The organism is Shinella sp. R2-11, assembly GCF_055330205.1.
Genome location: NZ_JBVAPC010000004.1, coordinates 179,548 through 206,250, shown reverse-complemented (window position 1 = coordinate 206,250; position 26,703 = coordinate 179,548). Strand labels below are relative to the sequence as shown.

The 26,703-nt window shown below is 65.6% G+C and carries 25 protein-coding genes; 12 read left to right on the top strand and 13 right to left on the bottom strand.

The features are described 5' to 3' along the window. The first annotated feature begins 47 nt into the window (after positions 1-47). Both ACZ1A1_RS12850 and bacA read left to right on the top strand, forming a co-directional pair. Positions 48-1,238 (top strand): YbfB/YjiJ family MFS transporter, encoded by a 1,191-nt coding sequence (locus ACZ1A1_RS12850; RefSeq protein WP_463620254.1) that lies wholly within the window; start codon positions 48-50, stop codon positions 1,236-1,238. A gap of 103 nt (positions 1,239-1,341) precedes the next feature. Further along, complete coding sequence (gene bacA / locus ACZ1A1_RS12845) at positions 1,342-2,619, top strand: bacteroid development protein BacA (RefSeq protein WP_463620253.1); 1,278 nt, start codon at positions 1,342-1,344, stop codon at positions 2,617-2,619. A 9-nt stretch (positions 2,620-2,628) separates the two neighbouring features. Here the strand turns inward: bacA and ACZ1A1_RS12840 are convergent, their stop codons facing one another. Continuing rightward, on the bottom strand, positions 2,629-3,642 hold the full coding sequence (locus ACZ1A1_RS12840) for a polysaccharide deacetylase family protein (protein WP_463620252.1): 1,014 nt from the start codon (positions 3,640-3,642) through the stop codon (positions 2,629-2,631). Between the two features lie 139 nt (positions 3,643-3,781). Between ACZ1A1_RS12840 and ACZ1A1_RS12835 the strand changes: the two genes are divergently transcribed. The 3 genes from ACZ1A1_RS12835 to der all read left to right on the top strand — a co-directional run bounded on the left by ACZ1A1_RS12835 (position 3,782) and on the right by der (position 6,608). After that, positions 3,782-4,366: an NnrU family protein gene (locus tag ACZ1A1_RS12835; RefSeq protein ID WP_463620251.1), complete on the top strand. Its 585-nt coding sequence runs from the start codon at positions 3,782-3,784 to the stop codon at positions 4,364-4,366. 103 nt (positions 4,367-4,469) lie between these two features. Next, complete coding sequence (locus ACZ1A1_RS12830) at positions 4,470-5,141, top strand: tetratricopeptide repeat protein (RefSeq protein WP_463620250.1); 672 nt, start codon at positions 4,470-4,472, stop codon at positions 5,139-5,141. A 36-nt stretch (positions 5,142-5,177) separates the two neighbouring features. Further along, the gene (gene der / locus ACZ1A1_RS12825) at positions 5,178-6,608 is read left to right on the top strand and encodes a ribosome biogenesis GTPase Der (protein ID WP_119256949.1); all 1,431 of its coding nucleotides are present in this window, start codon (positions 5,178-5,180) and stop codon (positions 6,606-6,608) included. On the opposite strand, the gene ACZ1A1_RS12820 is transcribed toward der, so the two are convergent. The 4 genes from ACZ1A1_RS12820 to ACZ1A1_RS12805 all read right to left on the bottom strand — a co-directional run bounded on the left by ACZ1A1_RS12820 (position 6,559) and on the right by ACZ1A1_RS12805 (position 10,065). Next, positions 6,559-7,416, bottom strand: coding sequence for an AraC family transcriptional regulator (locus ACZ1A1_RS12820; RefSeq protein ID WP_463620249.1), 858 nt, complete (start codon positions 7,414-7,416; stop codon positions 6,559-6,561). The genes der and ACZ1A1_RS12820 overlap by 50 nt on opposite strands. 64 nt (positions 7,417-7,480) lie before the next feature. Continuing rightward, the gene (locus ACZ1A1_RS12815) at positions 7,481-8,032 is read right to left on the bottom strand and encodes a YbhB/YbcL family Raf kinase inhibitor-like protein (protein WP_463620248.1); all 552 of its coding nucleotides are present in this window, start codon (positions 8,030-8,032) and stop codon (positions 7,481-7,483) included. Between the two features lie 98 nt (positions 8,033-8,130). Beyond that, complete coding sequence (locus ACZ1A1_RS12810; RefSeq protein WP_463620247.1) at positions 8,131-9,045, bottom strand: sugar kinase; 915 nt, start codon at positions 9,043-9,045, stop codon at positions 8,131-8,133. A 15-nt stretch (positions 9,046-9,060) separates the two neighbouring features. After that, positions 9,061-10,065 (bottom strand): Ldh family oxidoreductase, encoded by a 1,005-nt coding sequence (locus tag ACZ1A1_RS12805; RefSeq protein WP_463620246.1) that lies wholly within the window; start codon positions 10,063-10,065, stop codon positions 9,061-9,063. A gap of 148 nt (positions 10,066-10,213) precedes the next feature. On the opposite strand from ACZ1A1_RS12805, the gene bglA reads away from it, so the two are divergent. From bglA to ACZ1A1_RS12790, 3 genes are read left to right on the top strand one after another with little or no spacing between them, the layout of a single operon-like run. Then, a complete protein-coding gene (gene bglA / locus ACZ1A1_RS12800; RefSeq protein WP_463620245.1) occupies positions 10,214-11,857 on the top strand; it encodes a beta-galactosidase BglA in 1,644 nt (547 codons plus the stop codon). 55 nt (positions 11,858-11,912) lie between these two features. Continuing rightward, complete coding sequence (locus tag ACZ1A1_RS12795; protein ID WP_337182330.1) at positions 11,913-12,161, top strand: type II toxin-antitoxin system ParD family antitoxin; 249 nt, start codon at positions 11,913-11,915, stop codon at positions 12,159-12,161. Then, entirely contained in the window at positions 12,154-12,453 is a 300-nt protein-coding gene (locus ACZ1A1_RS12790; RefSeq protein WP_463620244.1) for a type II toxin-antitoxin system RelE/ParE family toxin, read from the top strand. The genes ACZ1A1_RS12795 and ACZ1A1_RS12790 overlap by 8 nt, the downstream gene beginning before the upstream one ends. A gap of 2 nt (positions 12,454-12,455) precedes the next feature. Here ACZ1A1_RS12790 and ade read toward each other — a convergent pair whose 3' ends face one another. From ade to ACZ1A1_RS12750, 8 genes are all read right to left on the bottom strand, one after another. Continuing rightward, positions 12,456-14,150 carry an adenine deaminase gene (gene ade / locus ACZ1A1_RS12785; RefSeq protein WP_463620243.1) on the bottom strand — a complete coding sequence of 565 codons (1,695 nt, stop codon included), beginning with the start codon at positions 14,148-14,150 and terminating at the stop codon, positions 12,456-12,458. A gap of 170 nt (positions 14,151-14,320) precedes the next feature. After that, positions 14,321-15,190 carry an aldose 1-epimerase family protein gene (locus ACZ1A1_RS12780; protein ID WP_463620242.1) on the bottom strand — a complete coding sequence of 290 codons (870 nt, stop codon included), beginning with the start codon at positions 15,188-15,190 and terminating at the stop codon, positions 14,321-14,323. A gap of 300 nt (positions 15,191-15,490) precedes the next feature. Beyond that, on the bottom strand, positions 15,491-16,816 hold the full coding sequence (aptA, locus tag ACZ1A1_RS12775) for an omega-aminotransferase AptA (protein WP_463620241.1): 1,326 nt from the start codon (positions 16,814-16,816) through the stop codon (positions 15,491-15,493). Between the two features lie 158 nt (positions 16,817-16,974). Then, on the bottom strand, positions 16,975-17,310 hold the full coding sequence (locus tag ACZ1A1_RS12770; protein ID WP_463620240.1) for an ArsR/SmtB family transcription factor: 336 nt from the start codon (positions 17,308-17,310) through the stop codon (positions 16,975-16,977). A 186-nt stretch (positions 17,311-17,496) separates the two neighbouring features. After that, positions 17,497-18,261, bottom strand: coding sequence for a HugZ family pyridoxamine 5'-phosphate oxidase (locus tag ACZ1A1_RS12765; RefSeq protein ID WP_463620239.1), 765 nt, complete (start codon positions 18,259-18,261; stop codon positions 17,497-17,499). 75 nt (positions 18,262-18,336) lie between these two features. After that, the gene (gene choV / locus ACZ1A1_RS12760) at positions 18,337-19,380 is read right to left on the bottom strand and encodes a choline ABC transporter ATP-binding protein (protein WP_463620238.1); all 1,044 of its coding nucleotides are present in this window, start codon (positions 19,378-19,380) and stop codon (positions 18,337-18,339) included. Then, on the bottom strand, positions 19,377-20,252 hold the full coding sequence (choW, locus tag ACZ1A1_RS12755) for a choline ABC transporter permease subunit (protein ID WP_415213008.1): 876 nt from the start codon (positions 20,250-20,252) through the stop codon (positions 19,377-19,379). The genes choV and choW overlap by 4 nt, the downstream gene beginning before the upstream one ends. A gap of 146 nt (positions 20,253-20,398) precedes the next feature. After that, positions 20,399-21,358: a choline ABC transporter substrate-binding protein gene (locus ACZ1A1_RS12750; protein ID WP_415213007.1), complete on the bottom strand. Its 960-nt coding sequence runs from the start codon at positions 21,356-21,358 to the stop codon at positions 20,399-20,401. 228 nt (positions 21,359-21,586) lie between these two features. Between ACZ1A1_RS12750 and ACZ1A1_RS12745 the strand changes: the two genes are divergently transcribed. The 4 genes from ACZ1A1_RS12745 (at position 21,587) to ACZ1A1_RS12730 (ending at position 26,703) form a co-directional block, all read left to right on the top strand. Further along, a complete protein-coding gene (locus ACZ1A1_RS12745; RefSeq protein ID WP_313193525.1) occupies positions 21,587-22,174 on the top strand; it encodes a thymidine kinase in 588 nt (195 codons plus the stop codon). A gap of 192 nt (positions 22,175-22,366) precedes the next feature. Continuing rightward, positions 22,367-23,455 (top strand): hypothetical protein, encoded by a 1,089-nt coding sequence (locus ACZ1A1_RS12740; RefSeq protein ID WP_463620237.1) that lies wholly within the window; start codon positions 22,367-22,369, stop codon positions 23,453-23,455. 187 nt (positions 23,456-23,642) lie between these two features. Then, complete coding sequence (locus ACZ1A1_RS12735) at positions 23,643-24,791, top strand: hypothetical protein (protein WP_415213004.1); 1,149 nt, start codon at positions 23,643-23,645, stop codon at positions 24,789-24,791. Position 24,792: 1 nt separating this feature from the next. Then, a complete protein-coding gene (locus tag ACZ1A1_RS12730) occupies positions 24,793-26,703 on the top strand; it encodes an AAA family ATPase (RefSeq protein WP_463620236.1) in 1,911 nt (636 codons plus the stop codon).

Here is a 26,703-nt window from a genome sequence, read left to right as displayed (position 1 = left end):
AATAAATGTCGTTTGCCGCGGCCATGTTGCAGTGCAATGGTCCCGCCATGATGCATCGCACAGCCGCTCCTTCGCGCGAGACCCTGCGCGCCGCCATTGCCGGCGCGCTCGCCATGGCGGTGGCCATGGGGCTCGGGCGCTTCTTCTATACGCCCGTCCTGCCCGGCATGATGGCCGGCCTTCACCTCGATGCGGCGGATGCCGGCATCATCGCGGCGGCGAATTTCGCCGGCTATCTCCTCGGCGCCGTGCTGGCCGCCTATGGCTGGGCCGCCGGCCACGAGCGGCGCCTTGCGGTCGGCTCGCTCGTCGCGACTGTCCTGTTGCTTCTCGCCATGGGGCTGCTTTCGGGCGTCGCGGCGCTCTCTGTCGTGCGCTTCCTCGCAGGACTCGCCAGCGCCTTCGGCCTTATCTTCACCTCCGGCATCGTGCTGTCCATCGGCCTTTCGCACCGCGAACCGCGGGTCCAGATGGCGCATTTCTCCGGGGTCGGCATCGGCATCGCGGTCTCGGCGGTGCTGGTCTATCTGCTGTCGCTGGCGCCCGCATCCGCCATTCCCGCCTGGCGGGTCGACTGGTTTGCCGGCGCGCTGCTCGGCGCCGCCGGCCTTGCAGCCGTCGCCTGGCTGCTGCCGCGGCCGGAGGGCAGCGCCTCGGCGGTGCGCGAGCCGGCCATTGCCTGGACGCGGCCGCTCGCGGCGCTGACGCTCAGCTACGGGCTTTTCGGCATCGGCTATGTGGTGACGGCGACCTTCATCGTCGCCATCGCCCGGGAAGGGGCGGAAAGCCCGCTGCTCGAATGCCTCACCTGGCTCGTCACCGGCGCTGCGGCGGCCGTCTCGCTCCTCGTCTGGAAGCCCGTGGAGCGGCGCCGTGGGGTCGCGGCCGCCTATCTCATGGCGATCCTCGTCGAGACCATCGGCGTCGCGGCGACGGTCGTGCTGCCCTTTCCGGCATCCGCTCTCATCGGCGGCGGGCTGCTCGGCCTCACCTTCATCGTCATCACCGCCTATGGCCTGCAGCTCGGCCGCATGCTGGCGAGCGCCAGCGCGCGCCGGGTCCTGGCGCTGATGACGGCGGCTTTCGGCGTCGGGCAGATCCTCGGGCCGCTCGGGGCAGGGTTTCTTGCGGCGCGCACGGGAAGCTACGCGCTGCCCAGCCTTGCGGCGGCGGGCGTTCTTCTGCTTGCCGCGGCCATCACCGCGCTCGGCGGGGTGCTTTCCATTAAATCTCGGTAATGCCTCAGGGCACCAATTGTTGTGCTGCGCAAACTCCTTTAGGTTCTGCGCATCTTCGGTGCGCTTCGCGCCGCCCGGCCTATGAGAAACGAAAGCTATTCCTTTGTTCGTCTCCTTCTTTCCCTATCCCAGATTGTTCTTTCCTTCCGTCATCCTATGGTCGGCCCTCGCCATGGCGATCTGGTACGCCGGCGGGGAAGGTCTGGGCGCCTATATCGGGCTGCCGCCGCTGAAGCCGGGCGAGGAGGCGATCATCGGGGTCTCCGTCTTCTGGTCGGCGCCGTTCCTCTGGTTCTACATCTATTATGCGGTGATGGTCGGGCTGTTCGCGGCCTTCTGGTTCACCTACAGCCCGCATCAATGGCAGCTCTGGTCCGTGCTCGGCTCGGCGCTGATCATCTTCAACACCTATTTCTCGGTGCAGGTAAGCGTTGCCATCAATGCGTGGTACGGGCCGTTCTACGACATGATCCAGCGCGGCCTCGCGCGCACCGAGCCGATCCCGACGGAAACCGAGATCTATGTCGGCATGATCGGCTTTGCGGGCATCGCCTTCGTCGCGATCACCGTCGGCACGCTGAACCTCTTCTTCGTCAGCCACTACGTCTTCCGCTGGCGCACGGCGATGAACGATTTCTACATGTCCCACTGGGACAAGCTGCGCCATATCGAGGGCGCCTCGCAGCGTGTGCAGGACGATACGATGCGCTTCTCGCGCACCGTCGAAGGGCTCGGCGTCAGCCTCGTTTCCTCGATCATGACGCTCGTCGCCTTCCTTCCGGTGCTGTTCAAGTTCTCCAGCACGGTGACGGTGCTGCCCTTCGTCGGCGAGGTTCCGCATGCCCTCGTCTGGGCGGCGATCTGCTGGTCGCTGTTCGGCACGGTGTTCCTTGCCGCCGTCGGCATCAAGCTGCCGGGCCTGGAATTCCGCAACCAGCGCGTCGAGGCGGCCTACCGCAAGGAACTGGTCTATGGCGAGGACCATGCCGACCGGGCGCAGCCGCCGACGGTGGCGGAGCTCTTCGCCAATGTGCGCAAGAACTATTTCCGCCTCTATTTCCACTATCTCTATTTCAACGTCGCCCGCATCTTCTACCTGCAGGCCGACAATCTCTTCGGCACCTTCGTTCTGGTGCCCTCCATCGTCGCGGGCAAGCTGACGCTCGGCGTGATGAGCCAGATCCAGAACGTGTTCGGGCAGGTGCGCGAGTCGTTCCAGTATCTGGTCAATTCCTGGACGACCATCGTCGAGCTCTTGTCGATCTACAAGCGCCTCAAGGCCTTCGAGGCGGCGATCGACGACCAGCCGCTGCCCGATATCGACGAGCGCTACCTGAAAAGGGCGGCCGTCGAAGGCGAGCTTGCGGCCAACGAACCGTAAGGGTTGCGATCAGAGGGCGGCCCCGGCCGCCTTCTTCTCTTTCGCGAGGATGTCCAGCGCGCCGGCATAGCTGACGCAGGCGACATCCGCCTTGCCGCAGGTCTCCGTCAGGAAGCGGTCGAGCGCGCGCCAGTAGGCGCCGGCATTCATCTCTACGAAATGGAAGCCGAGCTGGAGGGGAATGCGCTCGCCGTCATATTGCCTGGCGAAGGCGTCGCGGTAGGCTTTCAGCGTGCTTTCCTCGAAGGCGGCGCTCTTTTCGGGGTTCTCCTTGCCCTTGGAATGGCGGACATAGAGATTGTAGTCCATGGCGATGACGGGGCGCTGCGAGGCGCCTTCCGGAACGAGCGGCAGGCCGAAGCGGACGATATCGCCGCTTGCCACAGGCATGGCCGGCCCCTTGGTGACGAGGCTTGCATCATAGGCAAAGCCGTCAGCCTCCAGCGCCTTCACAAGGCCGCTTCCGGCCGAAAGATAGGGCGCGCGAAAACCCTTGATGTCCTCTTCGGCAAAGCGCTTCCAGTCCGCCGGCTCGCGCTCGCCGACGCCGGCATTCTGCCAGGCGTTCTTCAGCGACTCCCGGAAGAAGGCGATCTCGGCCTTCCAGTCCTCCGCGCTCCACTTGCCGCCGTCGAAATGGCCGCAGGCATGGCTGCCGATGTCGTGGCCTTCCAGCTTGGCGAGCCAGATCTCGCCGAGCCGGAGGATCGTATCCTCCCGGTCCGGCGCGAAGCCGACATTCGAGCGGCCGCGCTTTTCGTGCGGCGCCTGGTATTTGGTGCGCTCGGCCTTCGGGAAAAGGAAGGTGCAGGAGAGGAAATAGGTGAAATGCGCGCCGGTGCGCCTCGCCATGGCGCGGCTCTTCTCCCAGAGCAGGTTGTCGTGCGCGCCGTCGAAGGAGACGATGACGAGCTGCCTGCGCTTTGCCGTCTCCGGCGCCTCGTCCCCCGCGAGCACCGGCCCGGCGGCGAGCGCCACGGCGAGGGGAAGAAGGAGGGAACGAGGCGAAAACAAGGAGGACATGGCTACCCGCGACAATTTGCAAAGGGTCTCTCATCGATTCCGAATGCGGCAATCCTTTGATCGGGCTGGAATTGTCGCTTCGCGACGGATATTCCATTGGTGACGGCCATCCGCCGACTTTTCCTCAAGGGGCATTTTCATGACGTTGCTCATAACCGGTCTCGTTCTCTTCGTCGTCACCCATCTGCTGCGCCCCGTTGCGCCGGGGCTGCGCAATGCCGGCATCGCCGCGCTCGGCAAGCCGGGCTGGATGGCGCTGCACGGCATCGTCTCGCTCGCAAGCCTCGCCCTCATCGTCTACGGCTTCATCGACGCGCGCGAGAACGGCGGCGAGATGCTGTATTTCCCGCCCGCCTTCATGGCGCATATCACGCTGACGCTGATGGCCATCGCCGCGATCTGTCTCGTGGCGGGCTTCCTGCCGCCCGGCCATATCCGCACGAAACTGAAGTTCCCGATCCTCGTCGCCATCAAGATCTGGGCCTTGGCGCATCTGCTGGCGAACGGCGAGAGCTATTCCGTGCTGCTCTTCGTGACGATCCTCGCCTGGGCGGTCATCCTGCGCATCACGCTCAAGAAGCGCATCGCGGCGGGGGAAACCAAGCTGCCGGTCTTCGTCTCGGCGAAATACGACGTCATCGCCGTCGTCGCCGGCCTTGCGCTCTATGCGGTGATCGTCCTCAAGCTTCACGAATGGCTGATCGGTGTCGCCCCGCTGCCCTGATCCGTTGCCTATCCCGGGGGCTTTTCGCGCCTGCCCCCTTACAACGCCGCGAAAATCGGGTAGAAGGCGCTAACTTTAAACGTTGGTTGGCGCCGGGCAGGACATGGTAAATCAGGACGACAGCTTTATCCGCGAGGTGAACGAGGAATTGCGCTCCGATCAGATGCGTCTGGTCTGGAAGCGTTTCGGCCGCATCCTCATCGGCGCGGCCGTTCTCGTCGTGCTCGGCACGATCGGCAAGGTGGGCTACGAATACTGGCGCGACAGAGAGGCGTCCGCTTCCGGCGACGAGTTCCTCGCCGCCCTGACGCTCGCCCGCGACGGCAAGAAGGACGAGGCGCTGGCGGCGCTCGGCGCGCTCGAGAAGGACGGCTTCGGCTCCTATCCGGTGCTTGCCCGCATGCGCTCGGCCTCGCTGCTGGCGGAAACCGACGCCAAGGGCGCCATCGATGCCTTCACGGCGATCTCCAAGGACGGCTCGGTGCCGCAGGCGCTGCGCGATGCGGCCCGCCTTCGCGCCGCCTATCTCCTCGTCGATACCGGCAGCTACGACCAGGTCTCGGCCGAGGCCGAGCAGCTTGCGACGCCGCAGGGGGCGCTGCGCCATTCCGCCCGCGAGGTCCTCGGTCTTTCGGCCTACAAGCACGAGGACTATGCGCGCGCCAAGGAATGGTTCGACGCCATAATCAACGACAGCGAAAGCCCGCGCAATGTCGCCAACCGCGCGCAGATGCTGCTTGACCTGATCACGGCAAGCGGCAAGCTGTCTTCCTGAGCCGGCATCTGCCGGCCGCTACAACGGAACACGTTCATGAGCTTCACCGTCGCCATTGTCGGACGCCCCAATGTCGGCAAGTCCACCCTGTTCAACAGGCTCGTGGGCAAGAAGCTCGCGCTCGTCGACGATACGCCCGGCGTCACCCGTGACCGCCGGCCGGGCGACGCCCGCCTCATCGACCTGAAATTCCGCATCATCGACACGGCCGGCCTCGAGGAGGCTGCGCCCGAGACGTTGCAGGGCCGCATGCGCGCCCAGACGGAAGCCGCCATCGAGGAGGCCGATCTCTCGCTCTTCGTGGTCGACGCCAAGATGGGCCTGACGCCGGTCGACCAGACGCTGGCCGAGATGCTGCGCCGCAAGGGCAAGCCCGTCGTGCTCGTCGCCAACAAGTCGGAAGCCCGCGGCTCCGACGGCGGCTTCTACGACGCCTTCACGCTCGGCCTCGGCGAGCCGACGCCGATCTCCGCCGAACACGGGCAGGGCATGCTCGACCTGCGCGACGCCATCGTCGCCGCCATCGGCGAGGAACGCGCCTATCCCGAAGAAGACGAGGCCGAGACCAATATCGACGTGCGGGCCGAAATGGCCGAGGGCGCGGAAGCGGACGAGGATTTCGAGCCGGAATATGACGAGACGAAGCCGCTGCGCGTCGCCATCGTCGGCCGCCCGAATGCCGGCAAGTCCACGCTGATCAACCGCTTCCTCGGCGAGGACCGCCTGCTGACCGGCCCGGAAGCCGGCATCACGCGCGATTCGATTTCCGTCGAATGGGACTGGAAGGGCCGCACGATCAAGATGTTCGACACGGCCGGCATGCGGCGCAAGGCGAAGGTGCAGGAGAAGCTGGAGAAGCTTTCCGTCGCCGACGGCCTGCGCGCCATCCGCTTCGCCGAGACCGTGGTCATCGTCTTCGATTCCACCATTCCCTTCGAGAAGCAGGACCTGCAGATCGTCGACCTCGTGCTGCGCGAAGGCCGCGCCGCCGTGCTCGCCTTCAACAAGTGGGACCTGATCGACGACCCGCAAGCCGTGCTCGCGGAGCTGCGCGAGAAGACCGACCGGCTGCTGCCGCAGGCGCGCGGCATCCGCGCCGTGCCGGTCTCCGGCCAGACGGGCAGGGGCCTCGACAAGCTGATGCAGGCCGTCATCGACACGGACCGCACCTGGAACCGCCGCATCTCCACCGCCAAGCTGAACCGCTGGCTGGACGCGGTGCAGACGCAGCATCCGCCGCCGGCCGTTTCCGGCCGCCGCCTCAAGCTGAAATACATGACGCAGGTGAAGGCCCGCCCGCCGGGCTTCATGGTGTCCTGCACGCGTCCCGACGCGCTGCCGGAATCCTATATCCGCTACCTCACCAACGGCCTGCGCAACGACTTCAACCTGCCGGGCGTGCCGATCCGCATCCATTTCAAGGCGGCGGACAATCCGTTCGCGGGCCGGGCGAAGAAGAAGCGCTGACCGCCGGATCGGGCCGGATGTGGCCGCGGATCGCGCTCGGCGCAAAGCCGAAGCGGGCGCGGAACCGTGCGGCAAAGCGCGACTGCGATTCATAGCCCACCGTCCCGGCAATGCCGAGGATGGACATGTCCGTCGATTGCAGGAGCTGCATGGCGATCGACATGCGCACATCGATCAGCAGGGACTGGAACGACCATTTCTCGGCGGCGAGCCTGCGGCGCAGCGTCGCCTCGCTGACGCCGAGCGCATGGCAGAGGTCGGCGCTCGTCCAGTTGGCTTCCGGTTTCCCCGCAACGAGATCCCTCACGCGGTCGCTGAACCCGGCCGGACGCGGCAGGGCAAAGCGCCCGCCGGCAAGATCGAGCCAGAGCAGGAGTTCGCCGAGCCGGTGGCGGGTGATCTCGGCGGGGATGCCGCCGGGATCGGTGATCGCCTCGGTGCAACCGGCAAAGGAATCGTGAAAGCCCCGGTGCGGCTCGCGGATGGTGAAGGCGCGGCCGAAGGGCTGGCCATTGCCGGGCCTTGCGGCGAAGGCCGCGACGGTGTCCGGCTCGAAGGCGATCCAGCGCGCTTCATAGGCCCGCTCGCCTTCGGCGGCGTTCACCACGTCGAAGGTCTCGCCCTGCGCCAGCGCGATGCAGCCGCCCGCCGGCACCACCCATTCCTCCTCGCCGGTGCGCAGGAACTTCGTGCCGCGCTCGACGAGGATGAGAACGGGACGGTTGATCAGGATATTGGCATAGCGCAGCCGGTTGTACTGCACGATGCGGGCCGAGGCACCGATCTCGGGGCGTATGGCGATGCTCATCCTGTCCATCCCTTGGGTCTGCCGGAACCTATCCTTCCCGGACGGCCCCCGGCAAGAACCGCCGTCAGCGCCTGCCCTTCGCGGAGATCGTCGCGGTGGCGAGCGCGTTCATGTTGCTGACGAAGCCGACCATGGCCGGGGTCGCGTCGTCCGGCACCGGCAGCCTGTCGATGCCGAGCGCCTTCACGGTGATCGTATAGTCGTGCTCGGGTCCTTCCGGCGGGCAGGCGCCGAGGAAGCCCGGCGCGCCCATGTCGGTCGGCGTCATGCGGGCGCCCTTCGGCAGGTCCGCCCTGCCGCTGCCGGCACCCTCGGCAAGCGCGGTCGTATCGGCCGGCAGGTCGATGACGACCCAGTGCCACCAGCCGGAGCCGGTCGGCGCGTCCTTGTCGTAGACCGTCACGACGAAGCTCTTCGTGCCCTCCGGCGGATCGGACCACTGGATGTCCGGCGAGAGATTGCCGCCGGTGCAGCCCATGATGGCGGAGAACTGCGCCGGCTGCACCGTGCCGGAGGCAAAGGCCTTCGAGGTGGCGGTGAAATCGGCGGCGCGGCCTGCCGCCGGGCAAAGGGCGAGGGTGGCGGCAAGGGCCGCGATGAAGCGTGATGGGATCATGGGTTCCGTCCTGTCTGTGATGAAGACAGGGGAAGGATAGGCGGGATCAGCCGCCGCGTCGGTGCGCGGCCGATCGATTTTGGCGCCGATCCGATCAATCAGCCTTGCGGCAGCTTGTCCTTTACGACCAGCGCGCCGTGATGCTGGATGACGGCGGCGGCGACGTCCGCCGCAAAGCGCGCGGCCTCCTGCGGCGCCGCGCCTGCCGCGAGGCGGGCGAGGAAGGCGCCGTTGAAGCTGTCGCCGGCGCTCGTCGTGTCGACGATCTTCTCGACGCGCCCCGACGGGACATGGCTGCGCTTCTCGCCGAAGACCAGCGTCGCACCCTCGCCACCGTCCTTCACCACCTGTTCCGCGACGCCGAGCGCGGCGTAGCGGGCGATGGTCGCCTCCAGCGAGGTGTCGCCGAAATGGGTCGTCTCGTCGTCGAGGCTCGGCATGACGAGCGTGGCGGCGCGGGCGCCCTCGGTGACCGTCGCGCGCATCCGGTCCATGTCGTCCCACAGGCGCGGGCGGATATTGGGATCGAAGACGACGCGCTTGCCCGCGGCCCTGGCGCGGCGCAGCTCGGCAAGCAGGGTCTCGACATCCTCCGCCGGCAGGATCGCCAGCGTGATGCCGGAGAAGACAATAATGTCGGAAGCCTCGATGGCGGCGCGCAGCCGGTCGCCGTCGCGGGCCAGGAGCTTTGCGGCGGAGGCGGAGCGCCAGTAGGAGAAGCTGCGCTCGCCGTCCTTGAGGTGGATCATGTAGAGGCCCGGCGAGCGGCCGGCGATGCGCGCGACATGGGCGGTGCCGACGCCGTGTCCTTCCATGAAGGCCAGCATCTCGTCGGAAATCGTGTCGGTGCCGACGGCGGAGAAATAGTCGACGCTCCAGTCGGACGGCAGGTATTGCCGGGCGTAATAGGCGGTGTTGAACGTGTCGCCGGCAAAGCTCTTGCGCATCAGGCCGCCCTCGGCCTGCATCAGTTCCACCATGCATTCGCCGATCGCCAGCAGCCGTCCCGCCATATCCGTTCTCTCCGGTCAATTGCGCCGGAAAGAGGAAATACTGTCAAAGAGTTGGCGGGGCAAGACGATGCCCGCGCTTTCCGCCTGCCGCCGCCGCTCCGTGCGGCGAAGGCCGGGGATGTGCACGCCGTATTCGCCGGAAAGGCGCTCCACCTGCCCGACGAGCCGGGCCGGGAAATCGTCGGCGAAAAGCTGTGGCGAGAGGGCAAGGACGAAGAGGCCGATGCCGGGCGTCGCCTCGCCCGCCTGGAAGTCCGGCGCGTCGAGCGACCAGTTGGCGCCCGTGAGGCCCGCTGCCAGCACCTCCACCATGAGGGCGATGTTGGCTCCGTTGGTGCCGCCATAGGCCAGCAGCGCGCCCTGCATGGCGGCGAAAGGATCGGTGGTTGGTTCGCCGTCCTGATCGAGCGCCCAGCCATCGGGAATGGCCTCGCCCCGCGCCGCCGCCTCGCGGATATCGACGAAGGCCGCCATGCTGGAGGCCTGGTCGATCAGCATGAGGCGCCCATCCGCAAGGGGAGCGGCGAAGGCGAGCGGATTGGTGCAATAGACCGGCTGGCGGCTGCCCGCGCCGGCCATCAGCGCCGGGCCGTTGGTTGCGGCGAGCGCGACGAGGCCTTCTTCGGCGAGCCGGGCGGCATACCAGCCGAGCTCGCCGGTCGTATAGCTGTTGTGCAGGGAAAAGACGGCGATGCCGAAGGTCCTTGCCTTGGCCGCCAGCTCCTCATGGGCCAGCGAGAAGCCGTGCTGCGCCACCCCGCCCATGGCGTTGCATTTCATGATCGCCGGCACCGGCGAGGTAATGAGCGGCTCGGCCCGTGCCGTGATCCTGCCGTCGACGAGGCTCCTGAGGTAGTCCGTCAGGTGCAGGAAGCCGACCGGGCGCTTGCCGGCCATTTCCGCATCCAGCGTGGCGCGGGCGAGCGCCGCCGCTGCCGCCTCCGCCATGCCGACGCGCATCAGCGCCATGCGGGCGAGGTCCATTGCTTCTGTCGGGGAAAGGGTGACGTCATCGGTCATACGGCAACCTTCTCTATGGAATTTGCCGACATCATCCAGACCGGCCCGCCCTTCGTCAACCGCCGAAAAATCCGGCCGCATGCCGTTTACCCCTGGCAGGTGCCGCGTTACATCTTGCCCGAAGCAACAGGAACCGGAGCGAGAACGCATGACGAAGCCCCGCAGGAAGGCCGACGACTGGTGGCGCGGCGCGGTCATCTACCAGGTCTATCCCCGCTCGTTCCAGGACACGACCGGCGACGGCATGGGGGACCTCAGGGGCATCACCAGGCGGCTCGGGCACATCGCCTCGCTCGGCGTCGACGCCATTTGGCTTTCGCCCTTCTTCAAGTCGCCGATGGCGGACATGGGCTACGACGTCTCGGACTATTGCGACGTCGACCCGATGTTCGGCACGCTCGCCGATTTCGACGCGATGCTGGCCGAGGCCCATCGCCTCGGCATCAAGGTCATCATCGACCAGGTGATCTCGCACACGTCCGACCAGCATCCCTGGTTCGTCGAGAGCCGCTCCAGCCGGGCGAACCCGAAGGCGGACTGGTATGTCTGGGCCGATCCGAAGCCGGACGGCACGGCGCCCAACAACTGGCTGTCGATCTTCGGCGGGCCGGGCTGGGAATGGGACGGCGTGCGCAAGCAATATTACATGCACAACTTCCTGACCTCGCAGCCGGACCTCAACTTCCATAACAAGGCCGTGCAGGACGCGCTGCTGAAGACCGTGCGCTTCTGGCTCGACCGCGGCGTGGACGGCTTCCGTCTCGACACGGTGAACTTCTATTTCCACGACCGGAAGCTGCGCGACAACCCGCCCCATGAGCCGAACCCGGACGAGATCGGCCTCGACGCGCCTGATGTGAACCCCTACGGCATGCAGACGCATCGCTACGACAAGACGCAGCCGGAGAATGTCGATTTCCTCAGGCGCTTCCGCGCGCTGCTCGACGAATATGAGGGGCGCATGACGGTGGGCGAGGTGGGCGACGGCGCGCGCTCGCTGAAGACGGTGGCCGAATACACGGGCGGCGGCGACAAGCTGAACATGTGCTACACGTTCGACCTGCTCGGACCGGACTTCACCGCCGACCATATCCGCAAATGCGTGCAGGGCTTCCAGCGGGCGGTGACGGATGGCTGGGTCTGCTGGGCCTTCTCCAACCACGACGTCAACCGCCATGTCAGCCGCTTCATCCATGCCCCGGAGGAGCGCGAGCGCGTCGCCAAGCTGGCTGTCACCCTGCTTTCGACGCTGCGCGGCTCGATCTGCCTCTACCAGGGCGAGGAGCTCGGTCTCACGGAAGCCGAGCTCGCTTTCGAGGACCTGCGCGATCCCTACGGCATCCGCTTCTGGCCGGCCTTCAAGGGTCGCGACGGATGCCGCACGCCGATGCCCTGGCAGCGCGGCGAGGCCCATGCCGGCTTCAGCACCGCCAAGCCCTGGCTGCCGGTGCCGGAGGACCACGCCCGCCTTGCCGTCGATACGCAGGAGAAGATCGCCGGCTCCGTGCTCAACCACTACCGCGCGACGCTCGCCTTCCGCAAGGAGCACGAGACGCTGCACGACGGCGACATGTCCTTCCTCCATTCCAACCACGACATCCTCGCCTTCACCCGCGAGAAAGGCGGCGAGAAGCTGCTCTTCGTCTTCAACCTGACGCGCGAGAAGGCGGAATTCGTGCCGGCGAAATCGCTGAAGCTCGGCGAACCGCTCCCGGTCCCCGGCTTCGGCGCGAAGCTGAAGGACGGGACGATCGAGCTGGACGCGCTGGACATGGCCTGCGTGCGGCTGTGAGCTTGCAGGCGGCCGGCGCCGATAGTATCATAAAGTGATACTTCGGAGTTTCGCCATGACCTCCAGCTATACGCTCGGCAATCACTACGAGACTTTCGTCCGCGAGCTTCTGGCCAGCGGCCGTTATGCCAGCGCCAGCGAGGTGCTGCGGGACGGCCTGCGCCTTCTGGAGGACCGCGAACGGCAACGGGAGGCGAAGATCGCCGCGTTGCGGGACGCCATCCGCGAAGGGTTGGAAAGCGGCCCGGCTGCCCCGCTCGACATCGATGCCATCAAGGCGCGGGCGCGAGCCGGCCGTGCTTGAGGTCATGCATCTTCCGCAAGCGGAAGAGGACCTGATCGCGATCTGGCGCTATATCGCAGACGACAACGAAGCGGCGGCCGACAGTCTCCTCGACCGCATCGCGGCGGTCACGCGAAAGCTTTCGGCGCATCCCGAGGCCGGCCGTTTGCGGCCGGAACTCGCGGCAGGTCTGCGCAGCTTCGTGATCGGAAACTACGTTCTTTTTTATAAGGTCGACCCCGCCCGTCTTGTGCTCGTGCGTGTTCTCAGCCGCTACCTGGATATTGGCGAGGACGAGTTTCCCGCCGGCTAGGCTCACCCGATCAGCGCGAACCGGTCCACATCCACCATCCCCCTGTCTGAAATCTTCAGATGCGGGATGACAGGCAGGGGCAGGAAGGCGAGCTGGAGGAAGGGTTCTTCCAGCGTGGCGCCGAGGGCGAAGGCAGCCTGGCGCAGGTGATGCAGGGTGTCGCGTACGGCCTCGTAGGGTTCGAGGCTCATCAGGCCGGCGACGGGCAGGGCGATCTCGCCGGTGACCTTGCCGTTCTCCACCACGACGAAGCCGCCCTTGATTTCGCCGAGACGGTTCGCCGCGAGCGCCATGTCGTCCTCGTCGACGCCGACGACGCAGATATTGTGGCTGTCGTGCCCGACCGTCGAGGCGATGGCGCCCTTCTTGAGGCCGAAACCCTGCACGAAGCCGTTGGCGTGGTTGCCGTTCTTGCCGTGGCGCTCGATGACGGCGACCTTGATGATGTCCTGCGCGAGGTCGACGGCGGTCTGGTTGCCGCTGGCCGGCAGGCGGTAGCGGCGGTGCTCGGTGATGATCTTGCCGGGCAGCACGCCGATGACCGGAGTCTCGCCCTCCGTGACGGGAACGGCGAAATGGGCGGCGCTGACGGGGCGGGCCTTGACGCTGTCGAGGCCGACGGGCTCGATAGCCTTGCGGGTCGTGAAGAGCGCGTCGTCCACCTTGCGGCCGGCGGAGAAGACCATCCCGGCCTTGCAGTTCTCCAGCGTATCGACGACGACGAGGTCGGCCCGCCAGCCGGGGGCGACGAGGCCACGGTCGCGGAGGCCGAAGGCCTTTGCCGCGGAGATGGAGGCGGCGCGGTAGACGGCGAGCGGCGCGCGGCCGTGGGCGATGGCCGTGCGGATCATGTAGTCGAGATGGCCCTGTTCGGCGATGTCGAGCGGGTTGCGGTCGTCGGTGCAGAGCGCGAGGAAGGGGGAGAGCCGTTCGGTGAGGATCGGCATCAGGGCGAGGAGGTCCTTGGAGACGGAGCCCTCGCGGATGAGGATATGCATGCCCTTGCGGATCTTCTCCAGCGCTTCCTCGGCCGTCGTGCATTCGTGCTCGGTGCGGATGCCGGCGGAAAGATAGCCGTTGAGGTCGTTGCCGCGAAAGAGCGGCGCGTGGCCGTCGATATGGCCGCCCTGGAAGGCCTCCAGCTTGGCGAGGCAGACGGGGTCCTTGTGGATGACGCCGGGGAAATTCATGAATTCGGCAAGGCCGATGACCTTGGGATGGTCGCGGAAGGGCAGCAGGCGCTCGACCGGCAGGTCGGCGCCGGAGGTTTCCAGATGCGTCGCCGGCACGCAGCTCGACAGCTGCACGCGGATATCCATGATCGTTTCCATCGCGCTGTCGAGGAAGAACTGGATGCCCTCGGTGCCGAGTACGTTGGCGATCTCATGCGGGTCGCAGATGACGGTCGTCACGCCGTAGGGCAGCACGCAGCGGTCGAATTCGTGCGGCGTCACCAGCGAGGATTCGATATGGAGATGCGTATCGATGAAGCCGGGCACGACGATACGGCCGGTGATGTCGATCTCCGTCTGGCCCTTGTATTCGCCGCAGGTGCCGACGATGCGCTCGCCGCAGATTGCGATATCGGAGGCGACGAGCTCGCCCGTCACGAGGTCGAAGAACTGCCCGCCCTTCAGCACGATATCGGCAGGCTCGCGGCCGGTTCCCTGGTCGATGAAGCGTTCCAAGTCGGTCATGGCTGGTCTCCGAATCCCTTTTCGGAGACTCTAGAGCATTTCCGCTTTTCTCCGAATCGCGAAAATGCCCCAACTCTTTGCTTGCCGCATTTCCCTACGCAAAATCGCTTGGCACTTTTGCTGGAAATGCTCTAGCCGCCGCAGGTAGAAAACGCCGGGGCGGCGAATCTTCAGTGCGGGAAGGTCACGGTGAAGGCGAAGCGCGTGCGCGCGCCCGCGGCAAGCACGGTGGTGAAGGGCCGGTCCTTCAGTTCGCGCGCGCCGCCATATTCGGCGGCCGTGCCGTGCCACGGCTCGATGCAGAGGAAGGGCGCGCCGGGCTTCGTCCAGAGCGCGAGGTTCGGCAGGTTTTCGAAACGGAAGCGCAGCGCCGGGCCATCCTCGGCGGCATAGGTGAGGCCGGTACCGGCGCCCTGCGGGAAGACGAGGGCGTCGTTCTCGAAGAGCGCATGGGCGAGCGTGAGCCGGCCATCGCTGAAGGGCGAGGGGAGCCGGTGGGGCGAGAGGAGGCCCTTTTCCAGCGGCTGGCGCTCCGGCTCTTCTCCATTGTCGAGCGTGACGGTGTGCGGCCGGCCGGCGGCGCCCGGCAGGGGCCAGAGGAAGGCGGGGTGGAAGCCGCAGCCGAAGGGCATGGGGACCGCGCCGCGGTTCTCCACTTCGGCGGAAACGGTCAGCGCCGGGCCATCCAGGCGGTGCTCGACGGAAAGCCGGAAGTCGAAGGGATAGGCGGCGCGGGTTTCCTCCGATGCTTCCAGCACATAGCGGCAGGCGCTGTCCTCCGCCGCTTCGAGGGAAAACCCCTGCCGGCGGGCAAAGCCGTGCTGCGCCATCGGATAGGGCTTGCCGTCGACCAGCAGCGTATCGTCCGGCGCCTTGCCGACGATGGGGAAGAGGACCGGCGAGCGGCCGGTCCAGAAGGCGGCGTCGCCGTTCCACAGCCAGTCCGCCCCGTCGCGCGTCGTCGCCGATTGCATCTCGGCGCCGAGGGCGGAGACCTCGATGGAGAGGAATTCGTTCGCTATGCGGGTCATGGTCGGCATCGGCTGGCCCTCGTCGTGGTGGCCGCACAATTGCGCTGAACGGGGCGGACTTGCAAGAGCGGTGGTCGACGATGGCATGTGCCGCCTGCCCCTCATCCGGCCTGCCGGCCACCTTCTCCTTGGCTGCGGGGAGAAGGAATATGCCGAACTGTTTTCCAAGATCTCCAGCGCTGCGTGGGGCACGTCCCCTCTCCCCGCTTGCGGGGAGAGGGTTAGGGTGAGGGGCAAGAGCCATCCCGTGCCGGCGAGAAACAAGAATGGCCGCCGGAGCCGCCATTTCCGTCTGCCCGGCGTGCCGGATCAGATATTGTTCTGCAGGACCTCGCGCAGCTTGCCGAACAGTTCGTCGATCTCAGGCTTCTCGATGATGAGCGGCGGGGAGAGGGCGATGATGTCGCCGGTCGTGCGGATGAGCAGGCCCTTCTCGTAGGCCTTGAGGAAGGCGTTGAAGGCGCGCTTGGTCGGCTCGCCGGGGATGGAGGCGAGCTCGACGGCGCCGATCAGGCCGACATTGCGGATGTCGATGACGTTCGGGCAATCCTTCAGCGAGTGCAGGCCCTCTTCCCAGTAGGAGGAAAGCTCGCTGGCGCGGGTCAGAAGGCCCTCTTCGCGGTAGGTGTCCAGCGTGCCGAGGGCGGCGGCGCAGGCGATCGGGTTGCCGGAATAGGTATAGCCGTGGAAGAACTCGATCATGTGTTCCGGGCCGTTCATGAAGGCGTCGTGGATTTCCGACGTCACGAAGACGGCGCCCATCGGGATCACGCCGTTGGTGAGGCCCTTGGCGGTGGTGATGATATCAGGCTTCACGTCGAAATACTGCGCGGCGAAGGGCGCGCCGAGGCGGCCGAAGCCGGTGATGACCTCGTCGAAGATCAGGAGGATGCCGTGCTGCGTACAGATCTCGCGCAGCTTCTGGAGATAGCCCTTCGGCGGGATGAGGACGCCGGTGGAGCCGGCGACCGGTTCGACGATGACGGCCGCGATGGTCGAGGCGTCGTGCAGGGTGATGATGCGCTGGAGTTCGCTGGCGATGTCGCCGCCATGCTCCGGCTCGCCGCGGGAGAAGGCGTTCTTGTCCGGGAAGTGCGTGTGCGGCATGTGGTCGACGCCGGTCAGCAGCGTGCCGAACATCTTGCGGTTGGAGACGATGCCGCCGACGGAGATGCCGCCGAAATTGACGCCGTGATAGCCGCGCTCGCGGCCGATCAGGCGGAAGCGCGAGCCGTCGCCCTTGGCGCGGTGATAGGCGAGCGCCACCTTCAGCGCGGTCTCGACCGATTCGGAGCCGGAATTGGTGTAGAGGACGTGGTCCATGCCATCGGGGGCGATGTCGACGAGGCGGTTGGCGAGCTCGAAGGCCTTGGGATGGCCGAGCTGGAAGGCGGGGGCGTAGTCGAGCTCCCCGGCCTGCTCGCGGATCGCCTCGGTGATCTTCGGGCGGCAGTGGCCGGCATTGACGCACCACAGGCCCGCCGTGCCGTCGAGCACCTGACGGCCGTCATGGGTGGTGTAGTACATGTCCTTGGCGCCGACGAAGAGGCGCGGTTCCTTCTTGAACTGCCGGTTCGCCGTGAACGGCATCCAGAAGGCGCGCAGATCGTTGGGGGTGTTGAGGCGGTTGGACATGCGGTCTCTCCATGGCCTTTGACTGCGGGGGCCGTCCCGGCTGGTATTTTTACCCGACGGTCAAATTAGCAAGGCAATGGGGGGCGTCAAGCAGCCCTTTGACGGCAAAACGCCCCGGATGGCATCCGGGGCGTTGCGAATCATCGGCCGGGAAGGGGTCAGGCGATGCGGAGCTTCTTTTCCGCGGCGACGCCGGCCTTCTTGTAGATCCGGTCCAGCGCGTCGAGGATGGTCATCACCGCATCCGACTTGCTGGAATAGTAGATGGTCTGGGCGTCGCGGCGCGTGGTCACGAGATTCTGCGCGCGCAGCTTCGACAGGTGCTGCGAAAGGGCGGACTGGCTGAGGCCGACCTGGTTGGCCAGCGCACCCACGGCGATCTCGCCTTCCACCAGGACCTTGAGGATGAGCAGGCGCTTGGGATTCGCCATGGCGGAAAGGAAATCGGAAGCAACTTCGGCCTGTGCGTGCTCTGCGTCTGAAATCTTGTCCATTTGAAACTCCTTTGGGCGTTTCCGCTTCAAAACACGTGATTTTATGTGAATCCGCTTGTTAGCATATAAGCAAAACCCTTCCCATCAAGTGGCAAGAAATCAGGGGTCGGGTGCACGCAATGCTATAAGTCTCTTCTCCAGTAACGGTGGACGCGAACAGTGGATTCATGCGTGGACATCGGCGGATCAGCCCGTTGCTCTTGCCTCGCGGAGCAAACGTGCCAACTCGGTGCGAAGTTCCTTCGCATCTTCAAGTTCATGTGCATATTCGAAACGACTTAATTTGTCACCGCTCGCAAGATCGATTCCCGCGGCGTCGAGCCCGACGATGATCCATTCGCCGTCCCTGGCGCCGCAATAGTGGCGCGCATAGATGCCGGCGGCTTCCGCGTGGTCGCTGTTCATGTGCTCGACGGCGCCGGTTTCCATCGCTGCGAGGGCCGCGCGGGCGGGCGAGCGAATCATGAGATCGTCGGCCGTCAGCATGAAGGCTTTGCCGAAGCCGCCGTTGAGGAAGGCGCGCTGCGGCACGAGGCGGAAAAAGGTGAAGTCGGGGAAGTCGACATAGAGCTTGGCCTTGGGATGGCGGCGGATGAAGCGTTCGCGCAGCGCCGCGCGCGCCTCGCTCTCGCGCGGGATTTCCTCGGCCTCGCAGATGACGGTGAGGCGCGGATGGGCGAGGGGATCGCCCTTGCCGGGCTCGCCGGCCAGCAGCGAGGCCCGCCTGTCGGCCCGCAGCGCCTGGGTGTGGACCGAAAGGGCGGAGACGAGGATGACGGGCGTTCCGTCCGTGTCGGTTCCCGTCAGGGCGCGGCTGGCGAAGGGCACGCCTGTTTCCGGCTCCAGCACGGCGAGCGCGCAGCTTCGCGCCGAGCGCAGCAGGGTGCGGGCGAGGCGGCGGGCGTCGTCGTCCGTTTCGCGCAGAACGCCGGGCTTGTCCTTCTCGGTCATGGTCTTCGACTCCCAGTGAAAAAGGCGGCGCCCGTCAAGGGGCGCCGCCCTGTCTAGACGTATCGGCGGTCGCTGTCAGCCGCGCCGGCGGTGCCGCGTCAATCCGTTCACGATATCCTGTGCATTGATCGTGCCGATCACCGTGCCGTTGTCGATGACGCCGACATGGCCGGGTGTGCGGGCCATGGCGTCGAGCACGTCGACGAGCGGGGTCTGCGGGGCGGCGGTCGCCGTCACGCCGCCATTGTCGCCGGAGGCGCCGGGCTGCATGACATCGCCGGCCGTCAGCATGTTGATCGGGTTCATGTTCTGCACGAAGTCCGCGACATACTGGTTGGCCGGGTTCCTGACGATCTCCTGCGGCGTGCCGCACTGGATGATACGCCCGCCTTCCATGATGGCGATGCGGTTGCCGATGCGGAAGGCCTCGTCGAGGTCGTGGCTGACGAAGATGATGGTCTTCTTCAGCCGGCGCTGGAATTCCAGCAGCTCGTCCTGCAGGCGCGTGCGGATCAGCGGGTCGAGCGCGGAGAACGGCTCGTCCATGAGCAGGATCGGCGCGCCGGTGGCAAAGGCGCGGGCAAGGCCGACGCGCTGCTGCATGCCGCCCGACAGCTCGTTCACCTTGCGGTCCGCCCATTTGGCGAGGTTGACGAGTTCGAGCTGCTCGGCGACGCGCGCCTTGCGCTCGCTGTCCGGCACGCCGGCAAGCTCCAGGCCGAAGCCGACATTGTCCGCGACCGTGCGCCAGGGCAGCAGCGCGAACTGCTGGAACACCATGGAGACGGTGTGCATGCGGAAGTCGCGCAGCGCCTTCTGCGTCGCCCCGTAGGGCTTGACGCTGCCGCTGCCGGCCTTGACCTCGACCTCGCCGCGCACCACCGGGGCGAGCCCGTTGACGGCGCGCAGCAGCGTCGACTTGCCGGAGCCGGAAAGGCCCATCAGCACGAGGATCTCGCCCTCGGTGATCGACAGCGTCGCATCCGCGACGCCGAGCACCAGCCCGGTTTCCGCGCCGATCTCGTCGCGCGATTTTCCGGCATCGGCCAGTGCAAGCGCTCTTTGCGGATTGTCGCCGAAAATGATGGAGACGTTCTTGAAGACGACGGCGTCGGTCATTTTGCGTCTCCCTCGTCGGAGGAGCGGAACAGGCGGTCGAGGATGATCGCGAGGATCACGATACAGAGGCCGGCCTCGAAGCCCATGGAGATGTTCACGGTGTTGAGCGCGCGCACCACCGGGACGCCGAGGCCCTTGGCGCCGACGAGCGCGGCGATGACCACCATCGACAGCGAGAGCATGATGGTCTGCGTCAGGCCCGCCATGATCTGCGGCATGGCGAAGGGCAGCTCCACCTTGCGCAGCACCTGGCCGGGCGTCGCGCCGAAGGCCTGGGCGGCCTCCACCAGCGAGGGCGGCGTCGAGATGATGCCGAGGCGCGTCAGGCGGATCGGCGCGGGGATGGCGAAGATCACGGTGGCGATCAGGCCCGGCACCATGCCGAGGCCGAAGAGGATGAGCGCCGGGATGAGGTAGACGAAGGTCGGGATCGTCTGCATGAGGTCGAGGATCGGCCTGAGGATCGAGTAGAACCACGGCCGGCGCGCGGCGGCGATGCCGAGCGGCACGCCGACGACCATGCTGACGCCGGTCGCCGCCAGCACGAGCGCCAGCGTCTCCGTCGTCTCCTTCCAGTAGCCCTGGTTCACGATGAGCAGCAGGCCGAGGAAGGTGAAGACGGCAACGCCGAGCGAGCGGCGGAAATACCAGCTCGCCCCCGTGACGAGGACGATGAGGAACAGCGCATAGGCGAGCTTGCCGCCGGGGCTGGTGATGAACGGTCCCTGCAGGAGGACGAGCAGGGCGTCGATGCCGGCCTGCAGGAAGACCTTCAGGAAATCGAACAGTCCCTTGCCGTTCGTCGTCAGCCAGCTGACGACTTCCTTGGCGATCGGGCCGATCGGAATTTTGGAAACGGTGAGCCAATCCACGGCAGCAAGCCCCTGGCTGAAAGTTGACGATAAGCAGCGGGTTCCGAAAAATCCGGATTCAAGGTCTCTTCGAAACGTCTGCGGGAAGGGCAGTATCCGGAGAGAAGAAGGGCGGGAAAGTTTCCTCCCCGCCCTATTCTTGCCTATTAGAGACCCAGCGCGGCCTTGGCGGCGGGCAGAGCCTCGCCGCTGCCGTCCCTGGTCGTCACGCCGGCGAGCCACGGCTCGATGGCCGCCGGATTGGCCTTCATCCATTCCGTGGCTGCGGCTTCCGGATCCTGGCCGTCGTTCAGGATCTTACCCATGATCTGGTTTTCCATTTCCAGTGAGAACTTGAGGTTCTGCAGGAACTTGCCGACGTTCGGGCATTCGGTGGTGTAGCCCTGGCGCACGTTGGTGTAGATCGTCGCGCCGCCGAAGTCCGGCCCGAAGATGTCGTCGCCGCCGGTGAGGTAGGTCAGCTTGAAGTTGGCGTTCATCGGGTGCGGCTCCCAGCCGAGGAAGACGATCGGCGCGCCTTCCTGCTCGGCACGGGCGACTTCCGCCAGCATGCCCTGCTCGGAGGATTCCACGACCTCGAAGCCCGAGAGGTCGAACTTGCCGGCCGAGACCATGTCGATGATCAGGCGGTTGCCGTCATTGCCGGGCTCGATGCCGTAGATCTTGGAGCCGAGCGCGTCCTTCTGCTTGGCGATGTCGCCGAAGTCCTTGATGCCGAGCTCGGCGCCCTTGGCATTGGTCGCGAGCGTGTACTTCGCGCCCTCCAGGTTCTCGCGCACGGTCTCGACCGTGCCGTTGTCGCGGAACGGCTTGATGTCGGCTTCCATGGTTGGCATCCAGTTGCCGAGGAAGACGTCGATGTCCTTGTTGCTGAGCGAGGTATAGGTGACCGGAACCGAAAGGACGGTGACTTCCGTCTCGTAGCCGAGGCTCTTGAGGATGGTGGTCGCGGTCGCGGTGGTGGCGGTGATGTCGGTCCAGCCCACGTCCGAGAACCGGACCTTGCCACAGCTTTCCGCTTCGGCGGCCGAAACGTTGGCGACGCCGAGGGCGAGGACGGATGCGGCAGCGGCAAGGAGTATCTTCAATGGTGATGCAGTCTTCATGTTTTTGCTCCCCTTATGACTATGTTTTAGCCAATCATCAAAACGACATGCTTTCAAGCGCCTTGGCGTAGCCCGAAGCCTCTGAAACGTCCAATAAATTTCAGCCCTGTTCGCAATTTTGCACATGGATGTCGCAACGGATGGGCCCCTGTGTTTTCTGTGGTTTTCAGGCCTTTGCGACTGGAAAAACGCTCCCTGCCGGGCCATGACGCGGGAACGGAGAAAATCATGGCCAAGCTCTATTTCAGTTACGCGACGATGAACGCGGGCAAGTCGACGCTACTCCTGCAGGCGTCCTACAACTATCGCGAACGCGGCATGCGCACGGCAATCTTCATCGCCTCCTTCGACGACCGCGCCGGGCAGGGCCGCATCTCCTCGCGCATCGGCCTTTCCTCGGACGCCATCGCCTTCGACCGCAGCGACGACCTCTACCGGCATATCGAGACCCTGAAAGGCGAGGGCGGGGAGGAGATCGCCTGCGTCTTCGTCGACGAAGCGCAGTTCCTTTCCGAAGAGCAGGTCTGGCAGCTCGCCCGCGTCGCCGACCGGCTGCATATCCCCGTCATGGCCTATGGCCTGCGCACGGATTTCCAGGGCAAGCTCTTTGCGGGCTCGCAGGCGCTGCTCGCCCTTGCCGACGAGCTGCGCGAGGTGCGCACCATCTGCCATTGCGGCCGCAAGGCGACGATGGTCGTGCGCCTCGGAGCCGACGGCAAGGTGGTGAAGGAGGGCGCGCAGGTGGAGATCGGCGGCAACGACAAATACGTTTCCTATTGCCGCCGGCACTGGGACGATATCATGCAGGCCGATTGAAGCGGGTACGGCCTTTCGGGCCGTGCGGCGAAAAAAATCCCCGGCCATCTTGCGGTGCGTCGGCCGTGTCCCACATGTTCTGCGGGAAAACCCTCGGACAGGTTCCTGTCTGTCCGAAATCGTATAGTGTTGCCGCGATGGAATAAATCGGGTGACGCAGACGTCTGCCGTGGAGAGTGCAAGGGGACAAGAATGGCCACACTTCAGAATTTCGATGCGGAGATCGATAAGACCCGCAGTGTCGTCAACGAGATGCGCGGCAAGCTCGAACAGTCCGGCATCGTGCTGGAACAGTTCGCCAAGGCGGACACCAAGCTCGGCGACGTCAATTTCGACATCGAGAATGCGCGCATCCAGGATGTCATCGCCCAGCAGAAGGTGATGGAAGGCAATATCGCCGATCTCATCATCGGGCTGGAGGATGCGACGAATGTCTTCGGCACCGAATTCGAGAGCATGAAGAGCTATTCGGGCTACGAGAAGTTCATCGGCATCTTCTCCAAGCAGAAGATGCAGCGCATGCGCACCGACCGCGTGCGCAACATGTCGCTCGCCGGCAATCTGCAGGAGCTGCTCTCCAAGTCCGACACGATCGTCGGCATCCTCAAGGAGCAGAAGTCGATCCTCGACCAGCGCTACAAGACCTCCGAGACGAGCCTCGTGCAGGTGATCGAGCGCCGCAAGGGCACGATGTCGAACCTGGAGGCGACGCAGAAGCGCATCGAGGAGCTGAACCCTCTCCTCATGGACCTCGAGAACCGCATCGCCGCCTCGACGGACCAGAAGACCCGCACGGACCTGGAAGGCGAGCGCTCGGCGCTGGCGACCGAATACAACCAGATGCAGGCGAAGGAGCAGGAGCTTCTGGCCGAGAGCCAGACGCTGGAGCGCTATAGCTCGATGTTCCAGACCTTCGTCGATTCGCTCAACAACCAGATCGCCGCGCAGAACACGCTGATCAACAAGCTGACCATAGATACCGAGCAGCGCATCGTGCTCTACAAGGCGCTGGAGGATTCGCTGAAGACGGCGGCACAGCAGGACGTCGCGCACAAGATCAACACGCTCGGCTCGCAGGTCGACACCGCGGCGGAAGAGACCATGGCCGGCATCGGCTCGGCCGCCCAGCGCCATATCGGCGACCTTCTGGAGATGCACGAGAAGAACATGCTGGCGACGCAGGACATCCAGCGCCGCAAGAAGCTCGCGGACGACGCCTTCGCCCGCCGCTTCCAGGCCGTCATGGACAAGCACAATACCGCGAACTACGTGAAGTCGTGATGGTGCCTGTGACGAGTTTGCTGGCTGTGCGGCCGAGAGGAGGCTTTACCCCCCTCTGCCCTGCCGGGCATCTCCCCCACAAGGGGGGAGATTGGCTTGGGGCAAAGCCGTGCCACGATTCGATCTCCCCCCTTGTGGGGGAGATGCCCGGCAGGGCAGAGGGGGGTGTTTATGAGGCACCTCATCGATGAACATCCCCGCCGACAGCGCCGTCGCGCAATATTTCTCCACCATCCGCTCCGCCCTCGGCGGGCTCGAAATCTTCCTCGGCGACCGCAATTCCCCGCTCTACCGCAACAGCGTGGTGGGCGAGGTGGTCATGCCCTATCTCGCCCGGCTGCGGGCCTCCTTCGCCTGCTGGGAGAACCGCATCGGCTTCGTCCAGCAGTTCCGCGTGTCGCGCGCTGAAAGCGGCTTTCCCGTCTTCCAGAACGTGATGGAGCTGGAGAACGACCGGCAGGGGGCGGAAAAGCGCCTTGCCGCCATGCCCGATGCCGACCAGCTCCGTTCGGAGATGGCCGATTTCATCCTGCGGCAGAAGGCGTTTCCGACGGATCTCCAGACGCGCATGGCCGAACGGCTCTATCTGGAGCAGATCGGCAAGGGCGACATCTTCTCGCCCTTCGTGCTGCCGGAGACGATCCGGGTCGCCGTCAACCCGAAGACCATGCGGCCCTACTATGTCGTCTGCTGGGGCGCCTTCGACGGCACCGCGACGCTGCCGATGGTCTATATGGCGACCATCGAGGATTCGAGCGACAATGTCGTCGACATGCTCGTCACCAAGGACGGCAAGCTCAATCAGGACGTCGATATCCCGCTGCCCGTCGGGGGTCTGCTCAATCCCGATCTTGCCAGCCGCTTCGACGATTTCGCGCTGAAGAACAGCGCCTATTCGCTGACGCCGGTGACGATCGCCACCAATCTCGACAGGGATTTCCCGGCGCTGCATCCCAAGCAGCTCCGCCGCATCGTGCTCGGCCCGTTCTATTCGGCGGGCATCACCGAGAACAATGCGAAGGTCAACGAGATCCTCTCCAAGGTGCGCAAGCCGGAAAATGCCTGGCTGCTGACCTGGACGGTGCAGGAAGTGTTCTCCAAGGCCGAGCGGCCGGCGCAGAAGGGCTTCTGGAGCTCGACGCCCGCGCAGGAGGAGTTCCACATCGAGACCGACGATCTCGAAGCCGCCCGCATGGGCGTCAGCGCCTACGAAAAACATGCGCTCGTGCCGCACGATGCCTATCAGGCGCTCTATGCCGCGGGTGAGACGCAGGGCATCTTCGGCAGCTACAAGGTGCATGTGATTTCAGGAAACCAGGTAATCACCGAGGGATGAGATGAGCCTCAATGCCGGACTGACGACGATCCACGAGGACGACATCGCCAAGCATCAGGCGATGGCGCAGAGCCTCGTTTCGAAGCTCGTCATCCTCGAAAGCGATGACGGCAGGAACGGCACGGCGCTCGCTGGCACCGGCCGCCGCTTCGTTTCCACCGTCTCGACCGCGGGCGCGCGCCGCACGCGCGAGGTGGAGCTGGCAAGGACGATCCAGTCGGTGCGCGCCGCCGATCCGCTTCTTTCCCCGCAGCAGCATGCCGTGCTGTTCCGCGCCCGCCGCGGGCTTCAGGTGGCGCTGGCGGTGACGGACGCCTTTTCCCGCCAGACCGATCTGGAGGGGCTTCAGGCGCGCAATCTCGCCGCGCCGCTGACCGGCGCCGAGGCCGATCATTTCAGGGCGCTGCTGGCGGCCTCCGCCTATATCGCCGCCTTCACCTTTGCCGCCTATCTCGGCGCGACGCTGCCGGGCGAGGGCGAGCCGGTGGAGGACGGCGGCGAGCCGGACTATGTCTTCGACACGCCGCAGGACGCGCTGAAAAGCATGGTCGCCGGCCTCGACCGCACCCTTGCCGGCGCGCCGGACGACGGCGCGCTCGTCAGCCGGGCGCGCGCCTTCTCGCGCGTCGCCATCGAGGGGCTGATCGGCCGCCGCGCCCGCTTCACCGGCCTTGCCGGCTTCGAGAACGCGCATATCCGCATCGAGCAGGACGACTTCACGCTGTCCGGCTTCGACGTCGCGCCGGGCCAGAAGCGCAAGCCGCTGGTCATGACCTTCAAGAAGCCGAACGAGATCATCGGCAACCATATCGCCAAGTACCAGGCGATGAAGCTCGCCAAGATGCTGATGGCCTACGATTTCGAGCGGCAGATGAACCCGTTCGTCGAGCTCGGCGGCTTCCTCTTCACCTTCATCGGCGACGGCATGCCCGGCACCGGCAAGACGATCCTCATCCAGATGCTCGCCGGCCTCGTCAACGACTATTGCCAGGTCGCCGGCTACGCCTTCCACTACGAGAATTTCGGCGTCGACCAGATCTCGTCCTACCAGGGCAAGTCCGGCCAGAACTGCAAGGAATTCGTCAACAACGTCATGAACCCGAAGGCGATCGGCTTCGGCACCATCGACGACGTCGACCAGGTCGCCGCCAAGCGTTCCGACGACCGCGCCTCGGCCGGCCAGCACGAGGTGACGGCAGTGCTGATGGAAAGCTTCGCCGGCGCCTCGACCGTGGTGCGGGGCAACTGCACCTTCGGCATGTTCTCCAACTATCCCGAGAATGTCGACGATGCGCTTCGCCAGCGCGCCGGCGCCCGCTGGCTGGTCGACGGGCCGCAGACCGAGGACGACTATATCGACATCTTCGCGCTGCTCGTCGGCAGGAACCATTCGATCCCGCTCGGCGGGCATACGCTGTTCGAAGGACAGGAGATCCAGCGCGCCGTCTCCAATTCCTACGGCCAGCATGCGCGTCCGCAGGAGGAGGGGCTTCTCGCCGTCTGGGAGCGCCATGAGAAGGAGCACGGCGCGATCCGCACGCTGGAGGATATCGGCGGCTACCTGCACGCCATCAAGGTCGCCGAGCCGCGCTTCACCGGCCGCGCCATCAAGAACATCACCGATGCGATCAAGATGCGCGCCATGGACGTGGAGCTGCCGGACGACTGGTTCGCCACCGCCGATGCCTTCATGCACAGGAGCTACGACGAGAAGAAGGCGATGATCGAGGAGCTGCGCGGGCCGATCACCATGGAAATGGTGCTGCAGGAGATCAACCGCTACGCCGATTCGGAATTCCGCTACACCGACAAATCCGACGACGCCGCCGTCTCCGACATCATCCGCCGCGAACGCCAGCGCGAGAAGGCGGTCCGCGAGATCGAGACGATGAAGGCGGAGGGGCGGTGGTGA